Here is a 20,683-nt window from a genome sequence, read left to right as displayed (position 1 = left end):
GGCTGCCAGGCTGATACGTCGGTTCAAGCGAAGTCAAAAGGCCCTTCGAAACGGCCTATTGGCACCCAGTGGGTAATCAGACCAGTGTCGGCCTTCCAGTGGTGCAGCAGCAGCGCTGGAGGCTCGACATAGGAAGCGTCGGCAGCCTCCGGGTGCAGTTGCAAGGCAATGGCCGTCGTCGTGCTCGGTGCCGTACACATCAGCGTGCCGCCAAAGCGCAGTTGCATGAAACGATGAATATGACCGCAAACGATTCTCTCGACAGCCGGGTATCTGGAGACAACCTCGGCCAGCCGCTCGCCTCTTTCACAGCGATAGGCGTCGATGCAGTGAATGCCACTTGAAAACGGCGGCTGGTGCATCATGATCAGCGTCGGTTTGTCAGGCTCCAGCGCCAGCGTGCGATCCAGCCATTGGGTGGCAGTATCGGTCATATCGCCGTGGTGCTGTTCGGGCACGCTGATATCCAGTCCGATGATGCGCATCGGCGCGCAACCCGAGTCGACGAAGCTGCAGTTTTCCTCATTGATGAAGTAATTGTGCTCCGGGAAGGCATTACGCAGGTTCTGCCGATGATCATGGTTGCCCGGTATCATCAAAAGCCTCTGGCGCAGCGGCTGCAGCAGCTCTCGGGCCATTGCGTACTCCTCGGGTCGCCCCTCGTCCACCAGATCACCGCTGAACAGAATCAGATCAGGCGGCGGATCCAGGGCGTTTATCGTGTCGACGGCAGCCGCCAGCATTGCATTCGAATCGACAACGCCTTGATAAAGCAGCCCTCTGGGCCGTACATGTGTGTCCGAAATGTGCGCTATCAGCATTCCATTACCTCAATCGTGTCCAGGTCGCTTGTTCACTTATGCAGTGAACCTGCAACGACCGGGCCAGACTTCGCCCCGGCCATTACTGAAGCGCGGCAGCGATTGAGAACACCGCAGGCTTTAAACCTCGGGAAACACCGGTTCTCCCAGATTGAGCATGAGCCGATTGGCCCAGGCGAATATCGAGATGGCGTGAATCAGGTCCAGCACCTGCGCATCGTCCAACCCTTGCTCGCGCAGTGCATTGATGTGCCCGGCGTTGAGCGAGGCCGGTTCGAGCGTCAGGTCGATGGCGAACTGCACGATGGCTTTTTCACGTGCGGTCGTACCTGCCGTATGGGGGTCGGCAAATACCTGGGCGATGACATCATTGCGCTTGGCCAGTTGTTCGAAGCGTTGCGCATGCACTGACGCGCAATAGACGCAGCGGTTGATTCGCGACACAACGGTGCTCGCCAGTTCCCGTTCGGCGCGCGACAAGCCACCCGGTGCGTACATGATCGCGTTGAACGCCTGTGAACGCTGGCGAAGTATGTCTGGGTGATGTGCCAGGGTCAGGTAATAATCCGACGTCTTGGCCTGAGGATGGCTTTCTTCAAGCACCGCAACCTGCCCGGCGGTCGCGCTGTTCAGGTCCACGGTTGGCAGCCAGGCTTTCCAGCCCAGTACCTGATTGGTGAAACCCTCAATTTCAATCAGTTCGCTCATCAGGCTGCTCCGGCAGACTTTAACGCATCCAGCCCTGCGGCCAGACGCACTTGATAGGACAGGAATGCGATCAGTTGTGCCAGCACTACGATTTCAGCGGTGCTCAGGCCCTGATGTTGCAGCGCCTGCAACGCGCTTTGATCGCCGTGTACCGGAGACTCGATCAAGGTGCGGGTAAAACGCAGGATCGCAGCCAGACGCGGGTCCTCCAGCAGATCGATTCGGCTGGCGCTCACATCGGCCAGTACGCTTGCCTGCGCGCCAGTCGCCTGCAATTGCGAAAGATAATGCTCGCTGAGGGTCGGTTGCAGGCTCAGCAGGGTCGCGTAATAAGCAACCCAGAGGCGCTCGTTCAAAGACAGGTTGTGCTCCAGCGTCGGAGCAAAAAACAAATCCTGGCTACCCTGGGTGGCCAGTGCGACCTTGTCCCGCGCGTGTCGAACTGTGTGCAGCGGACTGCCCGGCGCAATGCCCAACAGGCTATCGAGAGTGTCCGGAGGCGTTGAATGTTCAGTGGTCGATGTCATGACAGGTCCTGCAATGCTGTGGTTGCATGCGCGCAGCCGCTTCAAGAAGCTGCGCAGGAATGAAAGGAGATCAAGGCTGTTCGGTAACCATGGTTGCCGCCGTGCGGTCACTGACCAGCGGCTCTACCTTCAGGCCTTTGCGCGCCGCCCAGATGTTCTGGTAGTGGAACAGCGGGATGATGCCGACGTCGTCGCTGACCACCTGGACCGAGTCCTGAAGAATCTTGCGCCGTTTGGCCTCGTCGAATTCGGCGGTCGAATCAGCCAGAGCCTTGTCTACCAGCGGATTGCTGTAATGCCCCCAGTTGGACGCGCCCTGCCCCTTGGTGCTGTCGACCGTGGTCAGAATGTTGGTCAGGGCATATGCCGCTTCGCCGGTCCCGTTGCCCCAGGCAATCACACTGATCGCCAGTTCATTCTTGTTGGCCTTGCCCGCGTACACCGCCCACGGCAATACCTCCAGCTGGACCTTGACGCCGATCCGCGTCCAGAACTGCGCCACTGCCTGCATGACTTCCGGCGCTTGCGGGTAACGGTCGCCCGGAACATGAACGGTCATTTGGAAGCCTTCGGGAAAGCCTGCCTGCGCCAACAGGTCCTTGGCTTGCTTGACGTCGTAAGGGATGTTCTTGATCTGCGGGTTGTAACCGAAGGTGTTAGCCGGCATCCATTGGTTGGCCTCGGTAACGGTGCCTTGCATGATGCGTTCGTTGATGGCCGGGCGGTTGATCGCCAGGGACAGCGCCTTGCGCACCCGCACGTCCAGCAGCGGGTTTTCGGCCAGCGGCTTGCCTGCGTTGTCACGAATGAACTCGTTCGGCCCGGCACGGAAGCTCGGTTGAATGATCAGCGCACGCAAGCCCTGATAGGCGAAAACATTGACATTCGGCGTTTTGCGCAGACGCTCCACATCGGTGGGCGACACCTTGTCGATCACGTCTACATCACCCGCCAGCAATGCAGCAGTACGGTTGGCAGCGTTGGCAATGAAACGAAAATCAACCTTGTCCCAGGTTGGTTTCGCGCCCCAGTAGCTGTCGTTGCGGGCAAAGATCGTGCGATCGCCAGGCACGAACGAGACAAACCGGTAAGGACCGGTGCCGATCATGGCCTTGCCCGAGTTGTAATCGGCGCTGCTGGCGGTCGCACCTGCATGGCGGCTGACAATGTAGATCGAATCGACGTCCGGCAGCAGGTTGGCATTGGGCAGACGGGTCTTGATGATCAGCGTGTGCTCATCCTTGGCCTTGACCGATTCAACGGTGCGCATGGCACCTGCGTAAGACGCGACGCTGCCGGGTACGCTGCGGGCGCGCTCGAAGGAGAACACCAGATCGTCGGCGGTCAGCGGCGTACCGTCCTGCCATTTCACGTCATCGCGCAGGGCAAATTCCCAGGTGGTGTCGTCGACGACCTTCCAGCTCTTGGCGAGGCCCGGCAGAGTCTTGTCATCGCGGCGGCTGACCAGCGATTCAAAGGCATGCAGCGCCACCGAGCGGTCGCCGGCATAGTTGTTGAGCTGAGGATCGAGCGACGATACCGGGTCGGCATAACCGATACGCAAGTCCTGCGCCGAGACACTGCCAGCGGCCAGAACGAGGGCCGACGCTAACAACGAACGAACGAGTGGTTTCATGGGTGATTCCTTGTACGCAATGGCAGAGGGTGACGAGCTTCAGGCGCTCGTTCAGCGTTGATCATTCAGATGGCACGCGCTCTGGTGGTTCGGCGAAACCTCCCTCAGCGCTGGAACTTCCTCGCGACAGCGCGCCATGGCGTGCGGACAGCGAGGGTGGAAATGACACCCGGTTGGCGGGTTCAGCGGGCTGGGGATTTCCCCTTGGATCGCGTCATAACGGGTACTGCGAATATCAAAGCGCGGGATCTGCGCCAGCAGGGCCTGGGTATACGGGTGATTGGCACGCGCAAACAGGTCATCGACCGATGCGGTCTCGACCACCCGCCCCAGGTACATCACGACCACGCGGTCGCAGAGGTGCTCGACCACGCCCAGGTCATGGCTGATAAACAGATAGGTCAGCCCCAGTTCGTCGCGCAGGTCCATGAACAGGTTGAGAATCTGCGCCTGAATCGACACGTCCAGAGCCGCCACCGACTCGTCGCACACCAGCAGTTCCGGTTGCACCGCCAGCGCACGGGCAATGCCGATGCGCTGACGCTGACCGCCGCTGAATTGATGCGGATAGCGCTGGCGCAACTGCGGGCTGAGCCCGGCACGTTGCAACTGGGCACTGACGTAATCATCGGCCCCTTTACGGTCGGTCAGGCCATGCAGCAGCGCGCCCTCCCCGACGATACGGTCGACCCGCAGGCGCGGGTTAAGGCTTGACGACGGGTCCTGAAAAATCATCTGCACTTTCAGGCGCAGCGCCTTGCGCTCCTGCGTCGTCAGGCTGTCGAGCGGCTTGCCGTCCACCGATGCGATACCTGACGAGACCGGCAGCAGCCCGGCGACCATGCGCCCAAGGGTCGATTTGCCACAGCCCGACTCGCCCACCAGCCCGACCACCTCGCCACGCATTATCCGCAGGTCGACTCGGTCCACCGCATGGGTCACCGGTTTCGGACGGGTCAGGTGCAGTCGCTGCAGCAGTCCTTGAAGAGAGTGTTCAGCCACTGGTTTGCCGAAGATCTTGCTGACCTGGTGCAGCTCGATAAGGGGAATCAGATCACTGGGCATCGGCAGCTCCCGGATGAAAGCAGCGAACCGTCTGGCCCGGTCCCGCCTCGTGGGGTTCGGGGTCGGTCTGTACACATATCTGCGACGCTCTGGAGCAGCGCGCCGCAAAGGCGCAGCCGGCAGGCATCGACAGCAGGTCCGGCGCCATGCCGGGTATCTGACGCAGGCGCTGGCCACGCTTGTTGCGACTTGGCAGGCTGTCGATCAGCCCCTGTGTATAAGGATGTTGCGGGCGATCCAGCACCTCGGCGACCGGGCCTTGTTCGACAATACGTCCGGCGTACATCACTGCCACGTCATCAGCCAGCCCGGCGATCACGGAAAGATCATGGGTGATCCAGATCAGTGAGGTGCCCTGCTCACGTACCAGCTTCTGCACCTCGCTGAGGATTTGCGCCTGAATGGTGACGTCCAGCGCAGTGGTTGGCTCATCGGCAATGATCAGGTCCGGGGCGTGCAGCAGCGCGATGGCGATCGCCACCCGCTGGCGCATGCCGCCAGACAGTTGATGCGGATAGGCGCGCAGGCGCTCTTCAGGGCTGGCGATGCCCATCAGCGCCAGAGTACGACTGGCATGCTCGCGGGCCTCGCGCCTGCCGAGCGGGCTATGCGCGCGCACCGCTTCGACCATTTGCGTGTCGACCCGCAGCACCGGGTTGAGGGTCATCATCGGGTCCTGAAAAATCATCGCCACCCGATTGCCCTGAATACCGCGCAGTTGCGAGGCAGACAGTTTGGTCAGATCACGTCCTTTGAACAGCACCTGCCCGCTACTGATGCGCCCCGGCTCATCGACAAGACCGAGGATCGAAAACCCGGTGACCGATTTACCCGAACCCGACTCACCGACCAGGCCGAGAATACGCCCCGGCTGCACGCTCAAGGACACATCACGCACCGCCGGCAGCACGCCTGCGCGGGTATGGAACGAGGTGCACAGCCCTCGCACATCAAGGGTTGGCTGTGCTGACACTTCAGGCAGGCTCATCGCTGCAACCTCGGGTTGAGAACATCACGCAGACGGTCACCGACCAGATTGATCGCCACAATGGTGATCAACAGCGCCAGCCCCGGAAACAGGCTGATCCAGTATTCATTGCTGAGCATGTACTGAAAGCCGTTGGCAATCAGCAGCCCCAGTGACGGCTCGGTCACCGGCACACCCAGACCGAGAAACGACAGGGTCGCTTCCAGGGTAATGGCGCGGGCGATTTGCAGCGCGCCGATCACGATCAGCGGCGGCAGGCAGTTGGGCAGAATGTGGCCGATCACAATGCGTAGCGGACCAACGCCCTGCCCGCGCGCTGCATCAACGTATTCACGGCGGCTTTCGGTCAGCGCCTGACCGCGCGCTGTGCGGGCGTAATAGGCCCATTCGAGCACTATCAGGGTGAGCATCACGTTGCCGACGCCCTTGCCCAGCCAGGCGAGAATCATCAGCGCCATGAGAATGACCGGGAATGACAGCAGCAAGTCGACCAGACGCATCAGCAAGGCATCGACCCAGCCGCCTACATACGCAGATACAAGCCCCAACAACGTGCCGATCACTGCCGCAATCAACGCCGAGCCAATGCCGACCCACAGGCTGATGCGCAGGCCATAGATAATCGCCGAGACCAGATCGCGGCCCTGCCCGTCGGTACCCAGCCAATAGGTGTAACCGCTGTCCCCATTGAGGCTGCCAGGCGGCATGCGCGCGTCCATGACGTTGAGCTGCATCAGGTCGTAGGGGTTCTGCACCACAATCCACGGCGCCAAGACAGCCACCAGCACGATGATCAACAGGACCATCAGGCCTGTCACCGCAGTCGGTGAGCTGAAGAACTCGGCCAACACTCGTCGCCAGGGTGACTGGGCCTGCAACAGCGTGCTGCCGATCGGGGCTTTTTCAATGACATTCATCGGGACGCCTCGATGCGTACGCGTGGGTCCAGCAGGTAATACAGGCCGTCAACGATCAGGTTGAGCACCACGAAAATCACCACGACCACCATCAGGTAAGCGACCACCACCGGGCGATCAAGCATGTTGATGCTGTCGAGGATCAACTTGCCCGCACCGGGCCAGGCAAAAATGCTCTCGGTTACCACGGCGTAGGCGATGGTCGAGCCCAGTTCCATGGCCAGCACCGTCACCACCGGGATCATGGTGTTGCGCATGACGTGCATGCACATCACACGCATCGGCGACAGGCCCTTGGCCCGGGCGAATTTGACGAACTCCTGAGGCAGCACCTCGCGCACTCCGGCACGGGTCAGGCGCAGCACCAGGGAAATCTTGAACAGCGCCAGGTTCAGCGCAGGCAGTAACAGATGTTGCAAACCGTCCAGCGTCAGCCATGACCATTGCACGCCCAGCCATTCGCGGGTTTCGCCCCGGCCACTGGCCGGCAACCAACCCAGCGTGATCGAGAACAGCATGATCATCATCAATGCCACCCAGAACGCCGGCAGCGAAAAGCCGACGATGCTGGCGGCCATCATCAGCCGGGACAGCGGGTGCTCGGGGTACATACCGGCGAACATGCCCAGCGGCACACCGATGACCACAGCCAGAAACAGGGCGCTGAACGCCAACTCAAAGGTCGCGGGCAAGCGTTGCAGAATCAGGCGCATGGCATCTTCGTGGTACACAAAACTTTGCCCAAGATTGCCGTGAACCGCGCCTTTGAGAAAAATCAGGTACTGCTGCCACAGCGGCTGGTCCAGCCCCAAATGGGCGATGGCCTGCAGACGTTCGGCCTGATTGAGGTCTTCACCCACCAGAATGTCCATCGGGTTGCCGATGGCATTGAGGCCGACGAACACCACCACGGTCATCAACAGAATGACCAGCAACGACTGAGTGAGCCTGCGCAACGCCCAGCCGATCATTGGCGCAGCTCTTCGGCGGTCGGCTGGCTGGCCACCCACTCATCGCCCAGCAGCTCCGGTTCGGCGTAATCGAGCATGGTGTCGAAATGCAGAACGATGTCCTCATTGAACAACTGCCCGACCAAGGCATGAGCCAGACGCTTGGAGCCTTCGCTGATGGCAGGAATATCCCCGGATACCGCGCCATAGCTCAGCGCTGCCGGGTAACTGAAGCAGTGGATATGGTTCAGCCCCGGACAGGCGCCGGGGGTCTTTTCCAGAAACTCGAAGCAATTGCCCAGATCCGGCAGCACCGCCAGTTCGCTATCGGTTTCACCTTGCGGCGCGTCGAAACGATCCTGCCAGACGCGAATCTGCGAAGAAAACGGGGCAAATTCAGGGCGCAGGCGGAAGTCAGTACGAAACCCGGTGGCAAACACCACAAAATCGGCCTCGATACGCGCTGTGGGCGTATTCAGCCACACGCCGCCAGCCGGGTTCTGTTCGACTGAAAGCACCGGGCTGTCGAGCATGAAGCGGGCTCTGCCCGAACCAGACACTCTGAGCGTACTGCCGCGTGGCGGTGGCACTTGCTGGGTGTTCAGGTAGTGACGAATGCGCCATTTCCAGATATCCGGCAGGCGCCAATAACCGTGAACCATGCCCGGGTTACCGACCCCCTTGCCTTTATTGATGCGAGGCAGCTCGGCGCGCCGGATGAGCAGGTCAACCCGCGTTGCGCCCGCTTCAAGCGCAGTGGCGGCGCTGTCCATGGCCGATGCGCCACCACCGATGACTGCCACACGTTTACCGGTGAACCAGCCATCCTGCAGGCCCGCCGCCGAATGCGTCCACAAATGCTCCGGCAACTGCCGGGCAAAATCCGGCACCCAGGGGCCGCCCAGACCGTCACGGCCCGTGGCGAGCACCACATGCCGGGCCAGCAGGAATTGCGTTTGCACAGGCGTCACGATATCCAGTTCGATAAGGCCGTCCGCTCTGGGTGCGACCCGGCTCACCCGGTGTTCGTTGCGTACGTCCAGCGCCAGCACCTTGCGATACCAACGCAAGTATTCGGCCCATTGCAGGCGTGGAATCTTGTCCAGTAATGCCCAGCCGTCGATACCGAATTGCGCTTCGTACCAGGCGCGGAACGTCAGCGCCGGTAGCCCCAGCGCCGGTCCGGTCAGTTGCTTTGGCGAACGCAGGGTTTCCATTCGCGCGGTGGTTGCCCAAGGGCCTTCGAAACCGGCCGGGGACTGATCGAAAATCACCGCCGCCACGCCGAGGTTGCGCAGTTCTGCGGCCAGAGCAAGACCGGCCATGCCACCGCCGATGATCGCCACATCAAGCACTGCCTGCCCGGCGCTCATCCTGGCTTTGACCCAGGGCTTGGCAGGCAGGTCCAGCCAGGCCAGATCCTGCTGCAAACGAGCTTCCAGGGCCGCCAGACCAGCGGGTGCATTTACATCTGACATTGATCGGTACTCGAAAAAATGTTCGGGCCACAAGCCCAAGCGGTGACTCAAACACTTCAAGAATCATTCCAATGTCGCATTAAATGAATTCTTTAAGCCTTTGAATGCTTAATTCGAATAGTAAGAGGCGCTTTTTATTCTCGCAATGCGCAAAAAAGCATATTGATATTCCTGAATGGAATTTTAACGAGCTTCGCGTGCTGTGCCGTGGGGCGTCACGACACGCATTGCACCTCTCGCTCACTCGGCATAAATGCTCTGCAACAGAGCATCGTGCGCGCTGGCTTCGTGCATGATCATTGCCGGCAACAGGGTTTTTGCGCTGTCGGCAATCTCATCGATCAGCGCGCTTGCCACATCGGACAACGGGCTGGCGAAGGCTGAAATCAGACCGAAGAAAAACGGGATGTTGCAGGCGATTGGCCGGACCACCACACCTTGCAACGGCACGCCGATGGCGGTGAAAGGATCGACCAGCGCAATGCCCAGCCCGACTCTGGCCATTTGCATGGCGATCAGGGATGTATTGGTGTCAAGCATGCGCGGCGGCTGACCGCCCGCGTCCTGAAACGCCTTGTCGATGCGTCGACGAAAGCGATACGGGTTGGCCATGGTGATCAGCGTTTGCTGACGCAGCAGCTCCATCGACAGCACTTCATGGCTGGCCAGCGCAGAATCGGCAGGCAATACCGCCACGCAAGGCGCTTCGCCGATCCAGTGGATTTCCAGGCCGCGATGCTCCAGCGGCAGGCTTACCGCGCCCAGGTCCATGGTTTTCGACAACACCGCCTGAACCACATTCTCCGGGGACATGCTCTGCAACTGGATCTGCTGTGGACGCAGATGCTCAGGCAAGCGCGACAAGGCCGTGGGCAGCAAACCAGCCGCCAGGGCCGAGATCGCTACCAGCTTGATCTGGTGATTTTCTTCCTGGGCAATATGCTGCGCACGTTGGCGGATATTCCGTACGCCCAGCAACGCGCTCTCCACTTCGCCATACATCATGAACGCCTTGTGGGTAGGCGTGACCTTCGGCCCGCTGCGCTCGAACAAGGCAAAACCCAATTCCTGCTCAAGCTCCTGAATGGCCCGTGTAACCGATGGCTGAGAACGGCCAAGCATTTTCCCGGCAGCAGTGACACTGCCTGCCGACATGACCGCCGCGAAGGCTTCGAGCTGACGCAAATCCATAAGCATGCCTTGATCGATACATAGCCAATGAGGAAGCGCGACGCAATGCGCCCTCTGTTCAAAGCGCGAAAGTCTACACGCTGATGGAGCACTGGGTGAATGAACACCTCACCCGGCGATCATTACCCGGTTTCGGCCTTGTTGTTTGCCCAGATAAAGCGACGTGTCGGCACGATTGAGGGTTATCTGAAAGGTCTCGCCCGCGGCAAGGGTTGCCATGGCAAGGGTTGCGGTGACCGCAATGCTGCGTTCATCGATCTGACCGGCCTCTTCGGCGATACGCCGCCAGATGCGCTCCGCCACCCGCAGTGCATCATCGGGCGCGGTGTCCGGCATCAGCACCAGAAACTCCTCACCACCCCAACGGGCAGCCATATCGCTGTTGCGCACGCTTGAACTGATGACTTCGGCTACCCGCTGCAACACCGCGTCACCGGTCTCATGTCCGTGGAGATCATTGATCTGTTTGAAATGGTCGATGTCGAGCAGGATCAGTGAAGCCGAGAACCCCTGACGCCTTGCCTCCAGCTCGCGTATGCGATGCAGCACTCTCCTGCGCGTATAAAGGTTGGTCAGGCTGTCGCGGTTGGCAATATGAAACAGGCTCAGTTGCATCGACGACGTGAAACGTACCGAGAGTGCGGTGGCATAAATCGACAGGACGGTAGCCGTCAGCACGTTGACGATACCGAACGCATCAAGCACGTTCTGGCTAAGGCCGGATCCCTGCCCCATGTGGCGGCGAAAGGCGAAGCATCCGACCAGCGACAGGAGTATCGCCAGGCTATAGGCAATGCGTCTGATAGCGACCAGTTGAAAGGTAAAGGCAATGATCGGGATCACGCAGAACAGGTAGAAGCTGAAGTTGCTTTCCCAGCCCAACTCCCATGTCGCGAGCAGTGCATGGCCGATGATTTCCAGACACATCAGCTGTCCGGCCTGGCGATAGCGCTGTCTGCGGATCAGGTAAAGGCAGTTGATGTAGAGCAGCGTGCTGACGATGTTCGCTACCCACAGGACCTTCATGCCCAGCCCCAGGAACACCACCAGCAAGACACAGTGAATGCCCAGCGCGACGTACACGATCGGAGTGATGTGTTTCCAGAACTGGATAGCCGTGTCCTTGAACAGCTGGGTGCGGTCTTCCGTCGGGAGGGTCATCATCACGTTATCTCGAAATGCAGGTGGAATATGACCATGAGCGTGGGGTGAAGATCATGATGTGTTGTCGGCCTGAACCGACGCTGCTTGATACGGCGGCTCGATAATATGTTGGTTTGCACAGCGCAAACGCCGTGGCATGTGCCGAAGGAGTCAAATGGACATCACTGATGGCAAGTAGTGCAATTAGATGCCTGATTTTCCTGAACCACTGGCAGCAGGCACGGGCCTGCACATCAGGCTCGTTGGCGAGATCGGTAAGGGATGACGGCTTTTCTTCAATTTGCAGTAGCGATCCCGGTGTTCTGGAAATACTATCGGGACCGGACATTGTGTTGATCGCGCTGCGCCCATCAGCCCGCCAACACGCAGGCAGCCCTGAATGATTCAGAAGGAAGCGTACTGATGGAACGTCTCACTGCAAAAGACTTTGCCCCTGAATTGCTTGAGCTTTACGACTACTACGCGCACGGCCGGATCAATCGACGCGAGTTTCTCGATCGGGCTGCGCTGTTCACCTTCGGCGGCCTGACCGCCAGCGCGCTGCTCGCTTCCCTCAGCCCCAACTACGCGCTGGCCGAACAGGTGGAATTCACCGATCCGGATATCGTTGCCGAGTATGTGTCCTACCCCTCACCCAAGGGGCATGGTCAGGTTCGTGGCTATCTGGTACGCCCGGCAAAAGCCACCGGTAAAGTACCGGCAGTGGTCGTGGTGCATGAGAACCGCGGTTTGAACCCCTATATCGAAGACGTTGCCCGTCGTGTGGCCAAAGCCGGTTTCATCGCGCTGGCACCTGACGGCCTGTCCTCGGTCGGCGGCTATCCGGGCAATGACGACAAGGGTCGGGAGCTCCAGCAGACCGTTAACCCGGAAAAGCTCATGAACGATTTCTTCGCTGCCATCGAGTGGCTGATGAAGCATGACGCGAGCACCGGCAAGGTCGGCATCACCGGCTTCTGTTATGGCGGCGGCGTGACCAATGCTGCCGCCGTGGCGTACCCGGAACTGGGCGCTGCCGTATCGTTCTATGGCCGCCAGCCCAACGCCGAAGACGTGGTGAAGATCAAGGCGCCGGTGATGATTCACTACGGCGAACTGGACACCCGCATCAACGAAGGCTGGCCCGCGTACGAGAAAGCCCTGAAAGCGGCTGGCACGACGTACGAAACGTACATCTATCCGGGCGCCAACCACGGCTTCCACAATGACTCCACCCCGCGTTACGACGAAGCCGCGGCCAAACTGGCCTGGGACCGCACATTGGGGTGGTTCAACAAGTACCTGGTCTAAGTTCTGGCCGAACGGCGCGGCACAGATCTGTGACGCGCAGCATCACGCAAGGCATTCCCACGCAGGAGCGTGAGGAACGATCGTTTTGTAACTATCGTGCCCATGCTCCGCGTGGGCATGCCGTTCTGGACGCTCTGCGTCCTCTCTATAGCGCCCTCACCCGTTCCAGCAGTACCTGTAGTGGATGCTGCACCACTTTGCCATCCTGGCGCTTGACCTGGCTGCGGCATGAGTAGCCATCGGCGACCAGTCGACCTTCAACGCCATGCCGGGCCACCAGCGGCTGCCAGGACTGACGATAGATGGTGTCGCTGGTTTTCGCGTTTCGGGTTTCATGCCCATAAGTGCCGGACATGCCACAGCAACCGCTGGCCAGCACATCAAGCCTGAGCCCGGCGCGAGCGAAGGCTTTCTGCCAAAGGCCGACACTGGCGGGCTCGTTGGTCTTTTCAGTGCAATGCGGCAGGAAGTAATACGTCTCACCTGACGGAGCACCACACTGTTCCTCAAGCGCAGAAGCCAGCCATTCCTGCGGCAGCATGACGGTCGGTACGCTCTCGCTGCCCAGCGTCTTGCTGTACTCCTGGCGATAGACCAGGGTCATGGCCGGGTCCAGACCGATCAGCGGAATGCCGTACCCTGCCAGCTTGCCAAGCGACTGGCTGTTGAAACTGGCAGCCTTCTCGAACGCAGCCAGAAAACCCTGCACGTGCAGCGGCTTGCCGTTGGGTGCGAACGGTGCGAGATAAACCTGATAACCCATGCGCGAGATCAGCTCCAGCCAGTCTGCTGCCAGCGGGGTTTCAAAGTATCGGGTGAACGCATCCTGAACCAGCACCACCGTACGTTTGCGCTCCTGCTCGCTCAACGCGGCCAGACGCTGCGGCGTGGCAATGCCGACATTCCAGCGGGCGCAGGCCGCGCGAAAGTCCATCAGGCTGAGCAATGGGCTGTCGACCATACCGGCGACGTGCTCAAGCAGGTAACGCACCGGTTTTGCGCCCATGATCGCGTTGTACAACCGGGGAAAGCGCGCCAGGTGCGGAATGCTGAACTCCAGCGAGCCAATCAGGTAATCCTTGATCGGACGCAGGTAACGGCTGTGGTACAGCTCGAGAAAACGCGAACGGAACTCAGGCACGTTGACCTTGACCGGGCACTGCCCCGCGCAGGACTTGCAGGCCAGACAACCGGCCATGGCATCGTAGACTTCATGAGAGAAATCCTTCTGCCCTGCTACTCTGGCCACGCTGTTGACAGTTCGCTCGGCAAGACTTTTCAGCACATTGGCATTCCGCGCCCTGGCGCTGGCGGTCAGGACGTCGACATCCTGCTCGCCTTGCAGACGCAGCCATTCCCGGACCAGCGAAGCGCGGCCCTTGGGTGAGTGAATGCGGTCACGCGTGGCTTTCCATGACGGACACATGGCATCGTCGGTGTCGTAGTTGTAACAGGCACCGTTGCCATTACAGTGCAGCGCGCTGTCGTAGCTCTGCCAGACCCGTTCATCGATAGTGCGATCCAGATCACCGCGCAACGTCACTTCATCCACCAGCGTCAAGCGTGATTCCGGCACCGTCGCAGGCGTGGCGATCTTGCCGGGGTTCAGCTGGTTGAACGGGTCGCACGCGGCCTTGAGCGCCTGCAACGCAGGGTACAACTCGCCGAAATATTCGGGCACGTATTGCGAGCGCAGGCCCTTGCCATGCTCGCCCCACAGCAGCCCGCCGTAGCGCTTGGTCAGCGCGGCGACGGCGTCGGATATCGGCCGAATCAACGCAGCCTGCGCAGGGTCTTTCATGTCCAGAATCGGTCGTACGTGCAGCACGCCTGCATCAACATGGCCAAACATGCCGTATTGCAGGCCGTAGCTGTCCAGCAGCGCACGAAACTCCTGAATGTAATCGGCAAGGTTTTCCGGTGGCACAGCCGTGTCTTCAACAAACGGCTGCGGCCGCGCTTCACCCTTGACGTTGCCGAGCAGCCCTACCGAACGCTTGCGCATGGCGTAGACGCGGTTTACCGCAGCGCTGCCGGTTGCCAGGGTATGACCTAGGCGCACCACCGAGGTGTCTTTTTGCAGGTGAGCGACGAATGCATGGACGCGCTGTTCCACTTCGTCCAGCTCATCACCACTGAACTCGATCAGGTTGATGCCCAGAGTCGGCGTCGCCGGGTCCTGCGGGAAATACTCGGCCACGCCGTGCCAGACGATATCCTGCATGGCCAGCATCAGCACTTTGGAGTCCACGGTCTCGATGGACAGCGGCTTGTGCGCCATCAACGCCTTGGCATCCCGCAGAGCGTCCATGAAACCGGCATAACGAACGTTGACCAGAATCGAATGTTTGGGGATTGGCAGGACGTTGAGTCGGGCCTCGACGATAAAACCCAGCGACCCCTCGGAACCGCACAGCACGCTGTTGAGGTTGAAACGCCCGTCTTCCTCACGCAGGTGCGCCAGATCGTAACCGGTCAGGCAACGGTTGAGCGGCGGAAAAACGTCCTTGATCAATTGCGCCTGCGTATCGGCGATCTGCTGCGCACAGCGATACACATCGCCAGCACGGTCAACACGCGCTTGCTCGCTGGCCAGCTGCTCAGCGCTGAATGCCTGACTGTTGACGTAGGAACCACCGAGCAGCACGGTCGTCAGTTCCAGCACATGGTCACGGGTCTTGCCGTAGGTGCAACTGCCCTGCCCGCTGGCGTCGGTGTTGATCATGCCGCCAATCGTGGCGCGGTTGGAGGTCGACAGTTCCGGCGCGAAAAACAGCCCGTGCGGCTTCAGCGCTGCGTTGAGCTGGTCCTTGACCACGCCGGTCTGCACCCGCACCCAGCGTTCCTCGACGTTGATTTCAAGGATATTGTTCATGTGCCGCGACAGGTCGACCACCACGCCGTTGGTCAACGACTGTCCATTGGTCCCTGTGCCTCCGCCACGCGGGGTCAGCACCACCTGCTTGTGCTCGGGCCGCGCTGCCAGGCGGGCGACAATTGCCACATCATGGCTGTCCATCGGGAACACCGCAGCCTGCGGCAGGCGCTGGTAGATGGAGTTGTCAGTGGCCAGCACAGTACGCGAGCCGAGGTCCCTGGCTATTTCGCCGCGAAAGCCGCCCTCCACCAAGGCATTGAGGAAACGGTCATAGTGACCGACCTGCTCGGAGGTCGGTTTCAACAGCGCAATCATGGTGGTCTTCCTGGCTGGCTAGGCGTTTTATATGCAAAGCACGTATGCTTCGAAACGCTCGTATGCATGGCGTTATCAACGGTTATCGTGATTCTCCGGCGTGTCATGCTTCAGTGCAAACGTAAAAGACGCCGTTTTTCCATGAGTTTTATGAATGAACACCAGAAGACTGACGCCCTCCATGTCGTTGTTGCTCGCTTTCGAGGCGGCCGCGCGGCATGGCAGCTTCACCAAAGCCGCAGACGAACTGGCCTTGACCCAGAGCGCCGTCAGCCGCCAGGTGCAGGCGCTGGAAGCCCAACTGGAAGTCGAGCTGTTCAAGCGTGATGGCAGGCGTATCGAACTGACCACTGCCGGTGCGTTGTACCAGCATGAGCTGGCCGCCGCGCTGGGCCGCATTCGCAGTGCAACCCTGCAAACCATCGCGCACAAGGCCGAGGGCGGCACGCTGCATCTGGCCGTGCTGCCCACCTTCGGCTCCAAATGGCTGCTGCCGCGGATGAATGACTTTTACACCCGGCATCCGGGCTATGTGGTGCATATTCACTCACGCATCGTGCATGCCGACCTGACGCCTGCTGCAAGCGAAATGAACGCGATCATCTGTGCCGGCAACGGTAACTGGCCCGGTTACATCGCCCACCCGCTGGTCAGCGAAAAACTGGTGGTCATTGCCAGCCCTGCCGCGCTTGCCGGCTACCAAGCGATGACTCCGACGCAGGTCGCCCAGCATTCGTTGCTGAGCGTGGTGTCACGGCCCAATGCCTGGTCAGACTGGTTCGACAGTAATCGGCTGGACCACCACATCATGCGCCCCGGCCCGAGTTTCGAACTGACCTCGCACCTGATCCAGGCTGTGGCGGCGGGCATCGGTATCGCACTGGTACCGCGCATTCTGGTGCAGGACGAAATCAACAGCGGCGAACTGGTCACCCTGTTCGAGCCGCTGGACAGTGGGCGCAATTACTACCTGGCGTACGCGACGCGCTTTCAGAACCTGCCATCGCTGTGCGTGTTCAGGGACTGGCTGCTATCGACACCGTTTCCCGACCCTTTGTAAAACCTGCCCGCAACAGGAGCCGCTGTGCGTATCGAGCCCCTTCCACCCTTGCAGAACCTGATCGCCTTCGAAGCCGCCGTTCGGCACGCTAGTTTTACCCGTGCCGCCAGCGAACTGAACCTCACCCAGAGCGCGATCAGCCGTCAGGTCGCGCAACTGGAGGAATTTCTCGGCCGCGCGCTGTTTCGTCGCGAGCACAAGCGTATTCATCTGACGGTGGCCGGGCAGGTTTACGCCGAGCAGATCCAGCGTGTGCTGACCCTGTGTGCAGAGGCCACGGCACAAGTCATTACCCATAGCGGCGAACAACAACTGACCCTGGCTTGTTCCAGCGGCGTGGCCGCACTGTGGCTGGGCCCTTTGCTGGGACGCTATCGCGATGCCTTCCCCGCCGTGGATATCCGCCTGCGAGTGGTCGACGGGCTGGATTCTCTGATTCGCGCGGAATTCGATCTGGCGTTGTATTTTTTGCGCGAAACATCACCGACGGGCCTAGACAGTCGTTTGCTGTTCGCCGAATCGGTAAATGCCTACTGCTCGCCAGACTACCTGGACGGCAAACTGCTGGAACCTGCACAGTTGCTGGACCACTGCCTGCTGATGCTGGAAGACGGGCAACGTCAGTGGCTGTCCTGGGGAGACTGGTTCGGCCGTCAGGGCGTTGATGCGTCGCTGATCCGCAAGCGTATGACCGTTAACCTGTACCCCGTGCTGGTCGACCTGGCTGTCGCCGGGCACGGCATCGTACTTGGCTGGCAACCGATGATTGACCGTCACGTGCAATCCAGTGCGCTGGTGCCGGCCTGCCAGAAAAGCGTCGGTGCAATAGGCGGCTATTACCTGCTGACCCCCAGCGGCAAGACGCCCCGGCGCGCTGCGCGAGCCTTCGAGAAATGGCTGACAGATGAAATAGCCACGCTGACACCTCGCCCCTGACGCTTGCATGCATCTGGCGCATGCAAACCTGCGCAATAAGCGTTTTCTTAAAATCGGCCCAGCACCTACTCTCGACTGAAACGGGCAAAAAGACCTGACTCAGCCGCACTTACATCAACCCTGCCCCTCAATCAATGCAGCCACTGCAGGGGGCCTCCCTGCGTGTATCGCATGCAGGAGCCTATCCAGTGAGCACATTACGATCCTCTGCTTCACGCACCCATGAACAAAAGGCACGCCGCGCGGTGACCGCTACGGTGATCGGCAATGGCCTGGAATGGTTTGACTTCACGGTCTACAGCTTCTTCTCGGTGATCATTGCCAAAGTGTTCTTCCCCACCGGCAGCGAGCTGACCTCTTACCTGTTGGCGCTGGCGACCTTCGGGGTCGGCTTCTTCATGCGTCCGGTGGGCGGTATTGTTCTGGGAATCTACAGTGACAAGCGCGGGCGCAAGGCGGCTTTATCCCTGACCATCCTGCTGATGGCGCTGGGGACGCTGATCATCGGACTGACGCCCAGCTTCGCGCAAATTGGCTATCTGGCACCGCTGCTGATTGTTCTGGCGCGACTGCTGCAAGGGTTCTCTGCCGGTGGCGAGATGGGCAGTGCCACCGCCTTTCTGACCGAGCATGCCCCGTCCGGCAAGAAAGCCTTCTACTCCAGCTGGATTCAGGCCAGCATCGGCGTCGCGGTGCTGCTCGGCTCTGCGCTGGGTGCCATTCTGTCCAGTTACCTGACCCAGGCACAGCTCGAAAGCTGGGGCTGGAGGGTGCCGTTTCTGATTGGCACGCTGATCGGGCCGGTCGGCTTTTATATTCGCAGCCGGGTGGATGAGACGCCTGCCTACAAGGCCGCAAAACCAGTCGAGTCGCCTCTGCGCGAAGTCATCAAGACCTACCCGCGCCAGACCCTGATCAGCTTTTCGCTGGTGGTACTGTGGACGGTCTGCACCTACGCGATTCTGTTCTACATTCCGTCCTACGCCCAACGCGTGCTTGGCCTGCCGTCATGGATGGGCTTCAGTGCGGGAATGATGGGTGGTGCAGTACTGATCGTCGCCACACCGATTGTCGGCGCCCTGGCAGACCGCAGCGGGCATCGCCCGTGGTTGCTGGGCTCGGCAATTGCCATTTTCTTCAGCGCCTACCCGATGTTCCTGTTCATCAACCAGATGCCGGGACTGTTTTCGCTGCTGGTCTTTGAGCTGGTACTCGGCCTGCTGATTTCCGGTTACATCGGTTCGATCCTTGCGGCCTTTGGCGAATTACTGCCCACCCACGTGCTGTCCACCGGGCTTTCGGTGGCCTACAACTTTGCCGTCACCATTTTCGGCGGCTTTGCCACCTTCACCATCACCTGGCTGATTGCCTCGACCGGCAGCAACCTGGCACCCGCTTTCTACATCATGTTCGCGGCCGTCGTCAGCGGCATTGGTGCGCTGCTGTATCGCGACCGTGCGCCTGCTGCCCATCGTCCCCTGTCTGGAGCTTTCCAATGAGTATTGCTGATCCTACACGCCTGATCCTGCGCAACGGCCGCCTGCTGGACCTGCAAAAAGGGCAATTGATTTCCGGCCAGGAAGTCGTGATCGAGGGTGAGCGCATTGTCGAAGTACGTGCCGAAGGCGAACCTGCCGCGGTTGGCGCTCAGATTATCGATCTGGGCGGCAGAACCCTGATGCCCGGCCTGATCGACTGCCATGTGCATGTGCTGGCTTCCAACGCCAACCTGGGCATGAATGCCCTGCAACCCAACGCAATCATCATGTACCGCGCATTGCCGATTCTTGCTGCAATGCTCAACCGCGGCTTTACCACTGTGCGCGATGCCGGGGGCGCCGACTGGGCGCTGGCGCGTTCGATCCAGATGGGGCTGATTCCCGGGCCGCGGATCTTCGCTTCGGGCAAGGCGTTGTCGCAGACCGGCGGCCATGGCGACATGCGCGCACGGGGCGAATTGCTGCTCAACGAACCTTGCTCGTGCTGCTTTCGGGCAGGAGCCATTGCCCGCGTAGTGGACGGCGTCGATAACGTGCGTCTGGCCGTGCGCGAAGAGCTGCAACAGGGTGCCAACCAGATCAAGATAATGGCGTCGGGCGGCGTCTCGTCACCGACCGATCCAATTGCCAACACCCAATACAGCGAAGCTGAAATCCGCGCCATCGTTGACGAAGCCGCCGCTGCGAACACCTACGTGATGGCCCATGCCTATACCGCTCGGGCGATTCGCCGTGCCATCGAATGCGGCGTAAGAACCATCGAACACGGCAATCTGGTGGATGCCGACACCGCCCGACTGATGGCCGAAAAAGGCGCATTTGCGGTGCCGACTCAGGTCACCTATGAAATGCTTGCCGAGTACGGCGAGCGCTTCGGCCTGCCAGCGGACTCGGTGGCCAAAATCGAAGATGTGCGCCAGGCCGGGCGCAACGCGCTGCTGCTGTTCGCCGAAGCGGGCGTACCGATGGGCTATGGCTCGGATCTACTGGGGGAAATGCACGAGTACCAGACCCACGAACTGAAGATTCGCGCCGAATTGCTCGGTAATCTGGCGGCGTTACGCAGTGCAACAAGTGTTGCGGCGCAGATACTCCAGCGCGAGGGTGAACTGGGTTGCATCAGCGCCGGTGCGATAGCCGATCTGCTGGTGGTGGATGGCGACCCGCTGAGCGATATCGGTTGTCTGGTCGGTCAGGGCGAACATCTGGCAATGATTGTCCAGGGCGGTCATGTGCGCAAGAACACCCTGGTCTGACGCC

General features: G+C 60.4%; 17 protein-coding genes. 5 read left to right on the top strand and 12 right to left on the bottom strand.

What is annotated here, in order from left to right; genetic code table 11:
• Positions 1-23: 23 nt before the first annotated feature.
• From RYB09_RS19310 to RYB09_RS19260, 11 genes are all read right to left on the bottom strand, one after another.
• Positions 24-821: a phosphodiesterase gene (locus RYB09_RS19310; protein WP_316889792.1), complete on the bottom strand. Its 798-nt coding sequence runs from the start codon at positions 819-821 to the stop codon at positions 24-26.
• 120 nt (positions 822-941) lie between these two features.
• Complete coding sequence (locus RYB09_RS19305; protein ID WP_005743666.1) at positions 942-1,529, bottom strand: peroxidase-related enzyme; 588 nt, start codon at positions 1,527-1,529, stop codon at positions 942-944.
• Positions 1,529-2,056, bottom strand: coding sequence for a CMD domain protein (locus RYB09_RS19300; protein WP_316889789.1), 528 nt, complete (start codon positions 2,054-2,056; stop codon positions 1,529-1,531). The genes RYB09_RS19305 and RYB09_RS19300 overlap by 1 nt, the downstream gene beginning before the upstream one ends.
• Before the next feature lie 70 nt (positions 2,057-2,126).
• A complete protein-coding gene (locus RYB09_RS19295; protein WP_058401528.1) occupies positions 2,127-3,692 on the bottom strand; it encodes an ABC transporter substrate-binding protein in 1,566 nt (521 codons plus the stop codon).
• 51 nt (positions 3,693-3,743) lie between these two features.
• Complete coding sequence (locus RYB09_RS19290; protein ID WP_057403027.1) at positions 3,744-4,757, bottom strand: ABC transporter ATP-binding protein; 1,014 nt, start codon at positions 4,755-4,757, stop codon at positions 3,744-3,746.
• Positions 4,747-5,745 carry an ABC transporter ATP-binding protein gene (locus RYB09_RS19285; protein ID WP_057403026.1) on the bottom strand — a complete coding sequence of 333 codons (999 nt, stop codon included), beginning with the start codon at positions 5,743-5,745 and terminating at the stop codon, positions 4,747-4,749. Before RYB09_RS19285 ends, RYB09_RS19290 begins: the two co-directional genes overlap by 11 nt.
• A complete protein-coding gene (locus RYB09_RS19280) occupies positions 5,742-6,662 on the bottom strand; it encodes an ABC transporter permease (protein ID WP_057403025.1) in 921 nt (306 codons plus the stop codon). The genes RYB09_RS19285 and RYB09_RS19280 overlap by 4 nt, the downstream gene beginning before the upstream one ends.
• Entirely contained in the window at positions 6,659-7,633 is a 975-nt protein-coding gene (locus RYB09_RS19275; RefSeq protein WP_002553733.1) for an ABC transporter permease, read from the bottom strand. The genes RYB09_RS19280 and RYB09_RS19275 overlap by 4 nt, the downstream gene beginning before the upstream one ends.
• Entirely contained in the window at positions 7,630-9,090 is a 1,461-nt protein-coding gene (locus RYB09_RS19270; RefSeq protein ID WP_316889785.1) for an NAD(P)/FAD-dependent oxidoreductase, read from the bottom strand. Before RYB09_RS19270 ends, RYB09_RS19275 begins: the two co-directional genes overlap by 4 nt.
• 240 nt (positions 9,091-9,330) lie before the next feature.
• On the bottom strand, positions 9,331-10,281 hold the full coding sequence (locus RYB09_RS19265; RefSeq protein ID WP_057403023.1) for a LysR family transcriptional regulator: 951 nt from the start codon (positions 10,279-10,281) through the stop codon (positions 9,331-9,333).
• Between the two features lie 108 nt (positions 10,282-10,389).
• Complete coding sequence (locus RYB09_RS19260; RefSeq protein ID WP_058401524.1) at positions 10,390-11,445, bottom strand: GGDEF domain-containing protein; 1,056 nt, start codon at positions 11,443-11,445, stop codon at positions 10,390-10,392.
• Positions 11,446-11,847: 402 nt separating this feature from the next.
• On the opposite strand from RYB09_RS19260, the gene yghX reads away from it, so the two are divergent.
• Positions 11,848-12,735 (top strand): YghX family hydrolase, encoded by an 888-nt coding sequence (gene yghX, locus RYB09_RS19255; protein WP_316889782.1) that lies wholly within the window; start codon positions 11,848-11,850, stop codon positions 12,733-12,735.
• A gap of 145 nt (positions 12,736-12,880) precedes the next feature.
• Here yghX and RYB09_RS19250 read toward each other — a convergent pair whose 3' ends face one another.
• Positions 12,881-15,928: an FAD-binding and (Fe-S)-binding domain-containing protein gene (locus tag RYB09_RS19250; RefSeq protein WP_316889780.1), complete on the bottom strand. Its 3,048-nt coding sequence runs from the start codon at positions 15,926-15,928 to the stop codon at positions 12,881-12,883.
• 154 nt (positions 15,929-16,082) lie between these two features.
• On the opposite strand from RYB09_RS19250, the gene RYB09_RS19245 reads away from it, so the two are divergent.
• From RYB09_RS19245 to RYB09_RS19230, 4 genes are all read left to right on the top strand, one after another.
• Complete coding sequence (locus RYB09_RS19245) at positions 16,083-16,988, top strand: LysR substrate-binding domain-containing protein (protein ID WP_080394721.1); 906 nt, start codon at positions 16,083-16,085, stop codon at positions 16,986-16,988.
• Between the two features lie 24 nt (positions 16,989-17,012).
• A complete protein-coding gene (locus tag RYB09_RS19240; RefSeq protein ID WP_057403021.1) occupies positions 17,013-17,924 on the top strand; it encodes a LysR substrate-binding domain-containing protein in 912 nt (303 codons plus the stop codon).
• A 188-nt stretch (positions 17,925-18,112) separates the two neighbouring features.
• Positions 18,113-19,423: an MFS transporter gene (locus RYB09_RS19235; RefSeq protein ID WP_057403020.1), complete on the top strand. Its 1,311-nt coding sequence runs from the start codon at positions 18,113-18,115 to the stop codon at positions 19,421-19,423.
• Complete coding sequence (locus tag RYB09_RS19230) at positions 19,420-20,679, top strand: metal-dependent hydrolase family protein (protein ID WP_057403019.1); 1,260 nt, start codon at positions 19,420-19,422, stop codon at positions 20,677-20,679. Before RYB09_RS19235 ends, RYB09_RS19230 begins: the two co-directional genes overlap by 4 nt.
• Positions 20,680-20,683 lie beyond the last annotated feature (4 nt).

Origin of the sequence: Pseudomonas syringae group sp. J254-4 (genome assembly GCF_032586855.1) — a bacterium.
Lineage (GTDB): Bacteria > Pseudomonadota > Gammaproteobacteria > Pseudomonadales > Pseudomonadaceae > Aquipseudomonas > Aquipseudomonas amygdali.
Note: the sequence above shows the minus strand (reverse complement) of the source record. Positions and strands in the feature narration are given on the sequence as shown.

Excerpts from the sequence above, each read along its gene's own strand:
- RYB09_RS19295 (WP_058401528.1), bottom strand. The coding sequence starts at position 3,692 with ATGAAACCACTCGTTCGTTCGTTGTTAGCGTCGGCCCTCGTTCTGGCC.
- yghX (WP_316889782.1), top strand. The coding sequence starts at position 11,848 with ATGGAACGTCTCACTGCAAAAGACTTTGCCCCTGAATTGCTTGAGCTT.
- RYB09_RS19290 (WP_057403027.1), bottom strand. The coding sequence starts at position 4,757 with ATGCCCAGTGATCTGATTCCCCTTATCGAGCTGCACCAGGTCAGCAAG.
- RYB09_RS19230 (WP_057403019.1), top strand. The coding sequence starts at position 19,420 with ATGAGTATTGCTGATCCTACACGCCTGATCCTGCGCAACGGCCGCCTG.
- RYB09_RS19250 (WP_316889780.1), bottom strand. The coding sequence starts at position 15,928 with ATGATTGCGCTGTTGAAACCGACCTCCGAGCAGGTCGGTCACTATGAC.
- RYB09_RS19265 (WP_057403023.1), bottom strand. The coding sequence starts at position 10,281 with ATGGATTTGCGTCAGCTCGAAGCCTTCGCGGCGGTCATGTCGGCAGGC.
- RYB09_RS19280 (WP_057403025.1), bottom strand. The coding sequence starts at position 6,662 with ATGAATGTCATTGAAAAAGCCCCGATCGGCAGCACGCTGTTGCAGGCC.
- RYB09_RS19310 (WP_316889792.1), bottom strand. The coding sequence starts at position 821 with ATGCTGATAGCGCACATTTCGGACACACATGTACGGCCCAGAGGGCTG.
- RYB09_RS19305 (WP_005743666.1), bottom strand. The coding sequence starts at position 1,529 with ATGAGCGAACTGATTGAAATTGAGGGTTTCACCAATCAGGTACTGGGC.
- RYB09_RS19260 (WP_058401524.1), bottom strand. The coding sequence starts at position 11,445 with ATGATGACCCTCCCGACGGAAGACCGCACCCAGCTGTTCAAGGACACG.
- RYB09_RS19285 (WP_057403026.1), bottom strand. The coding sequence starts at position 5,745 with ATGAGCCTGCCTGAAGTGTCAGCACAGCCAACCCTTGATGTGCGAGGG.
- RYB09_RS19275 (WP_002553733.1), bottom strand. The coding sequence starts at position 7,633 with ATGATCGGCTGGGCGTTGCGCAGGCTCACTCAGTCGTTGCTGGTCATT.
- RYB09_RS19270 (WP_316889785.1), bottom strand. The coding sequence starts at position 9,090 with ATGTCAGATGTAAATGCACCCGCTGGTCTGGCGGCCCTGGAAGCTCGT.
- RYB09_RS19245 (WP_080394721.1), top strand. The coding sequence starts at position 16,083 with ATGAACACCAGAAGACTGACGCCCTCCATGTCGTTGTTGCTCGCTTTC.
- RYB09_RS19300 (WP_316889789.1), bottom strand. The coding sequence starts at position 2,056 with ATGACATCGACCACTGAACATTCAACGCCTCCGGACACTCTCGATAGC.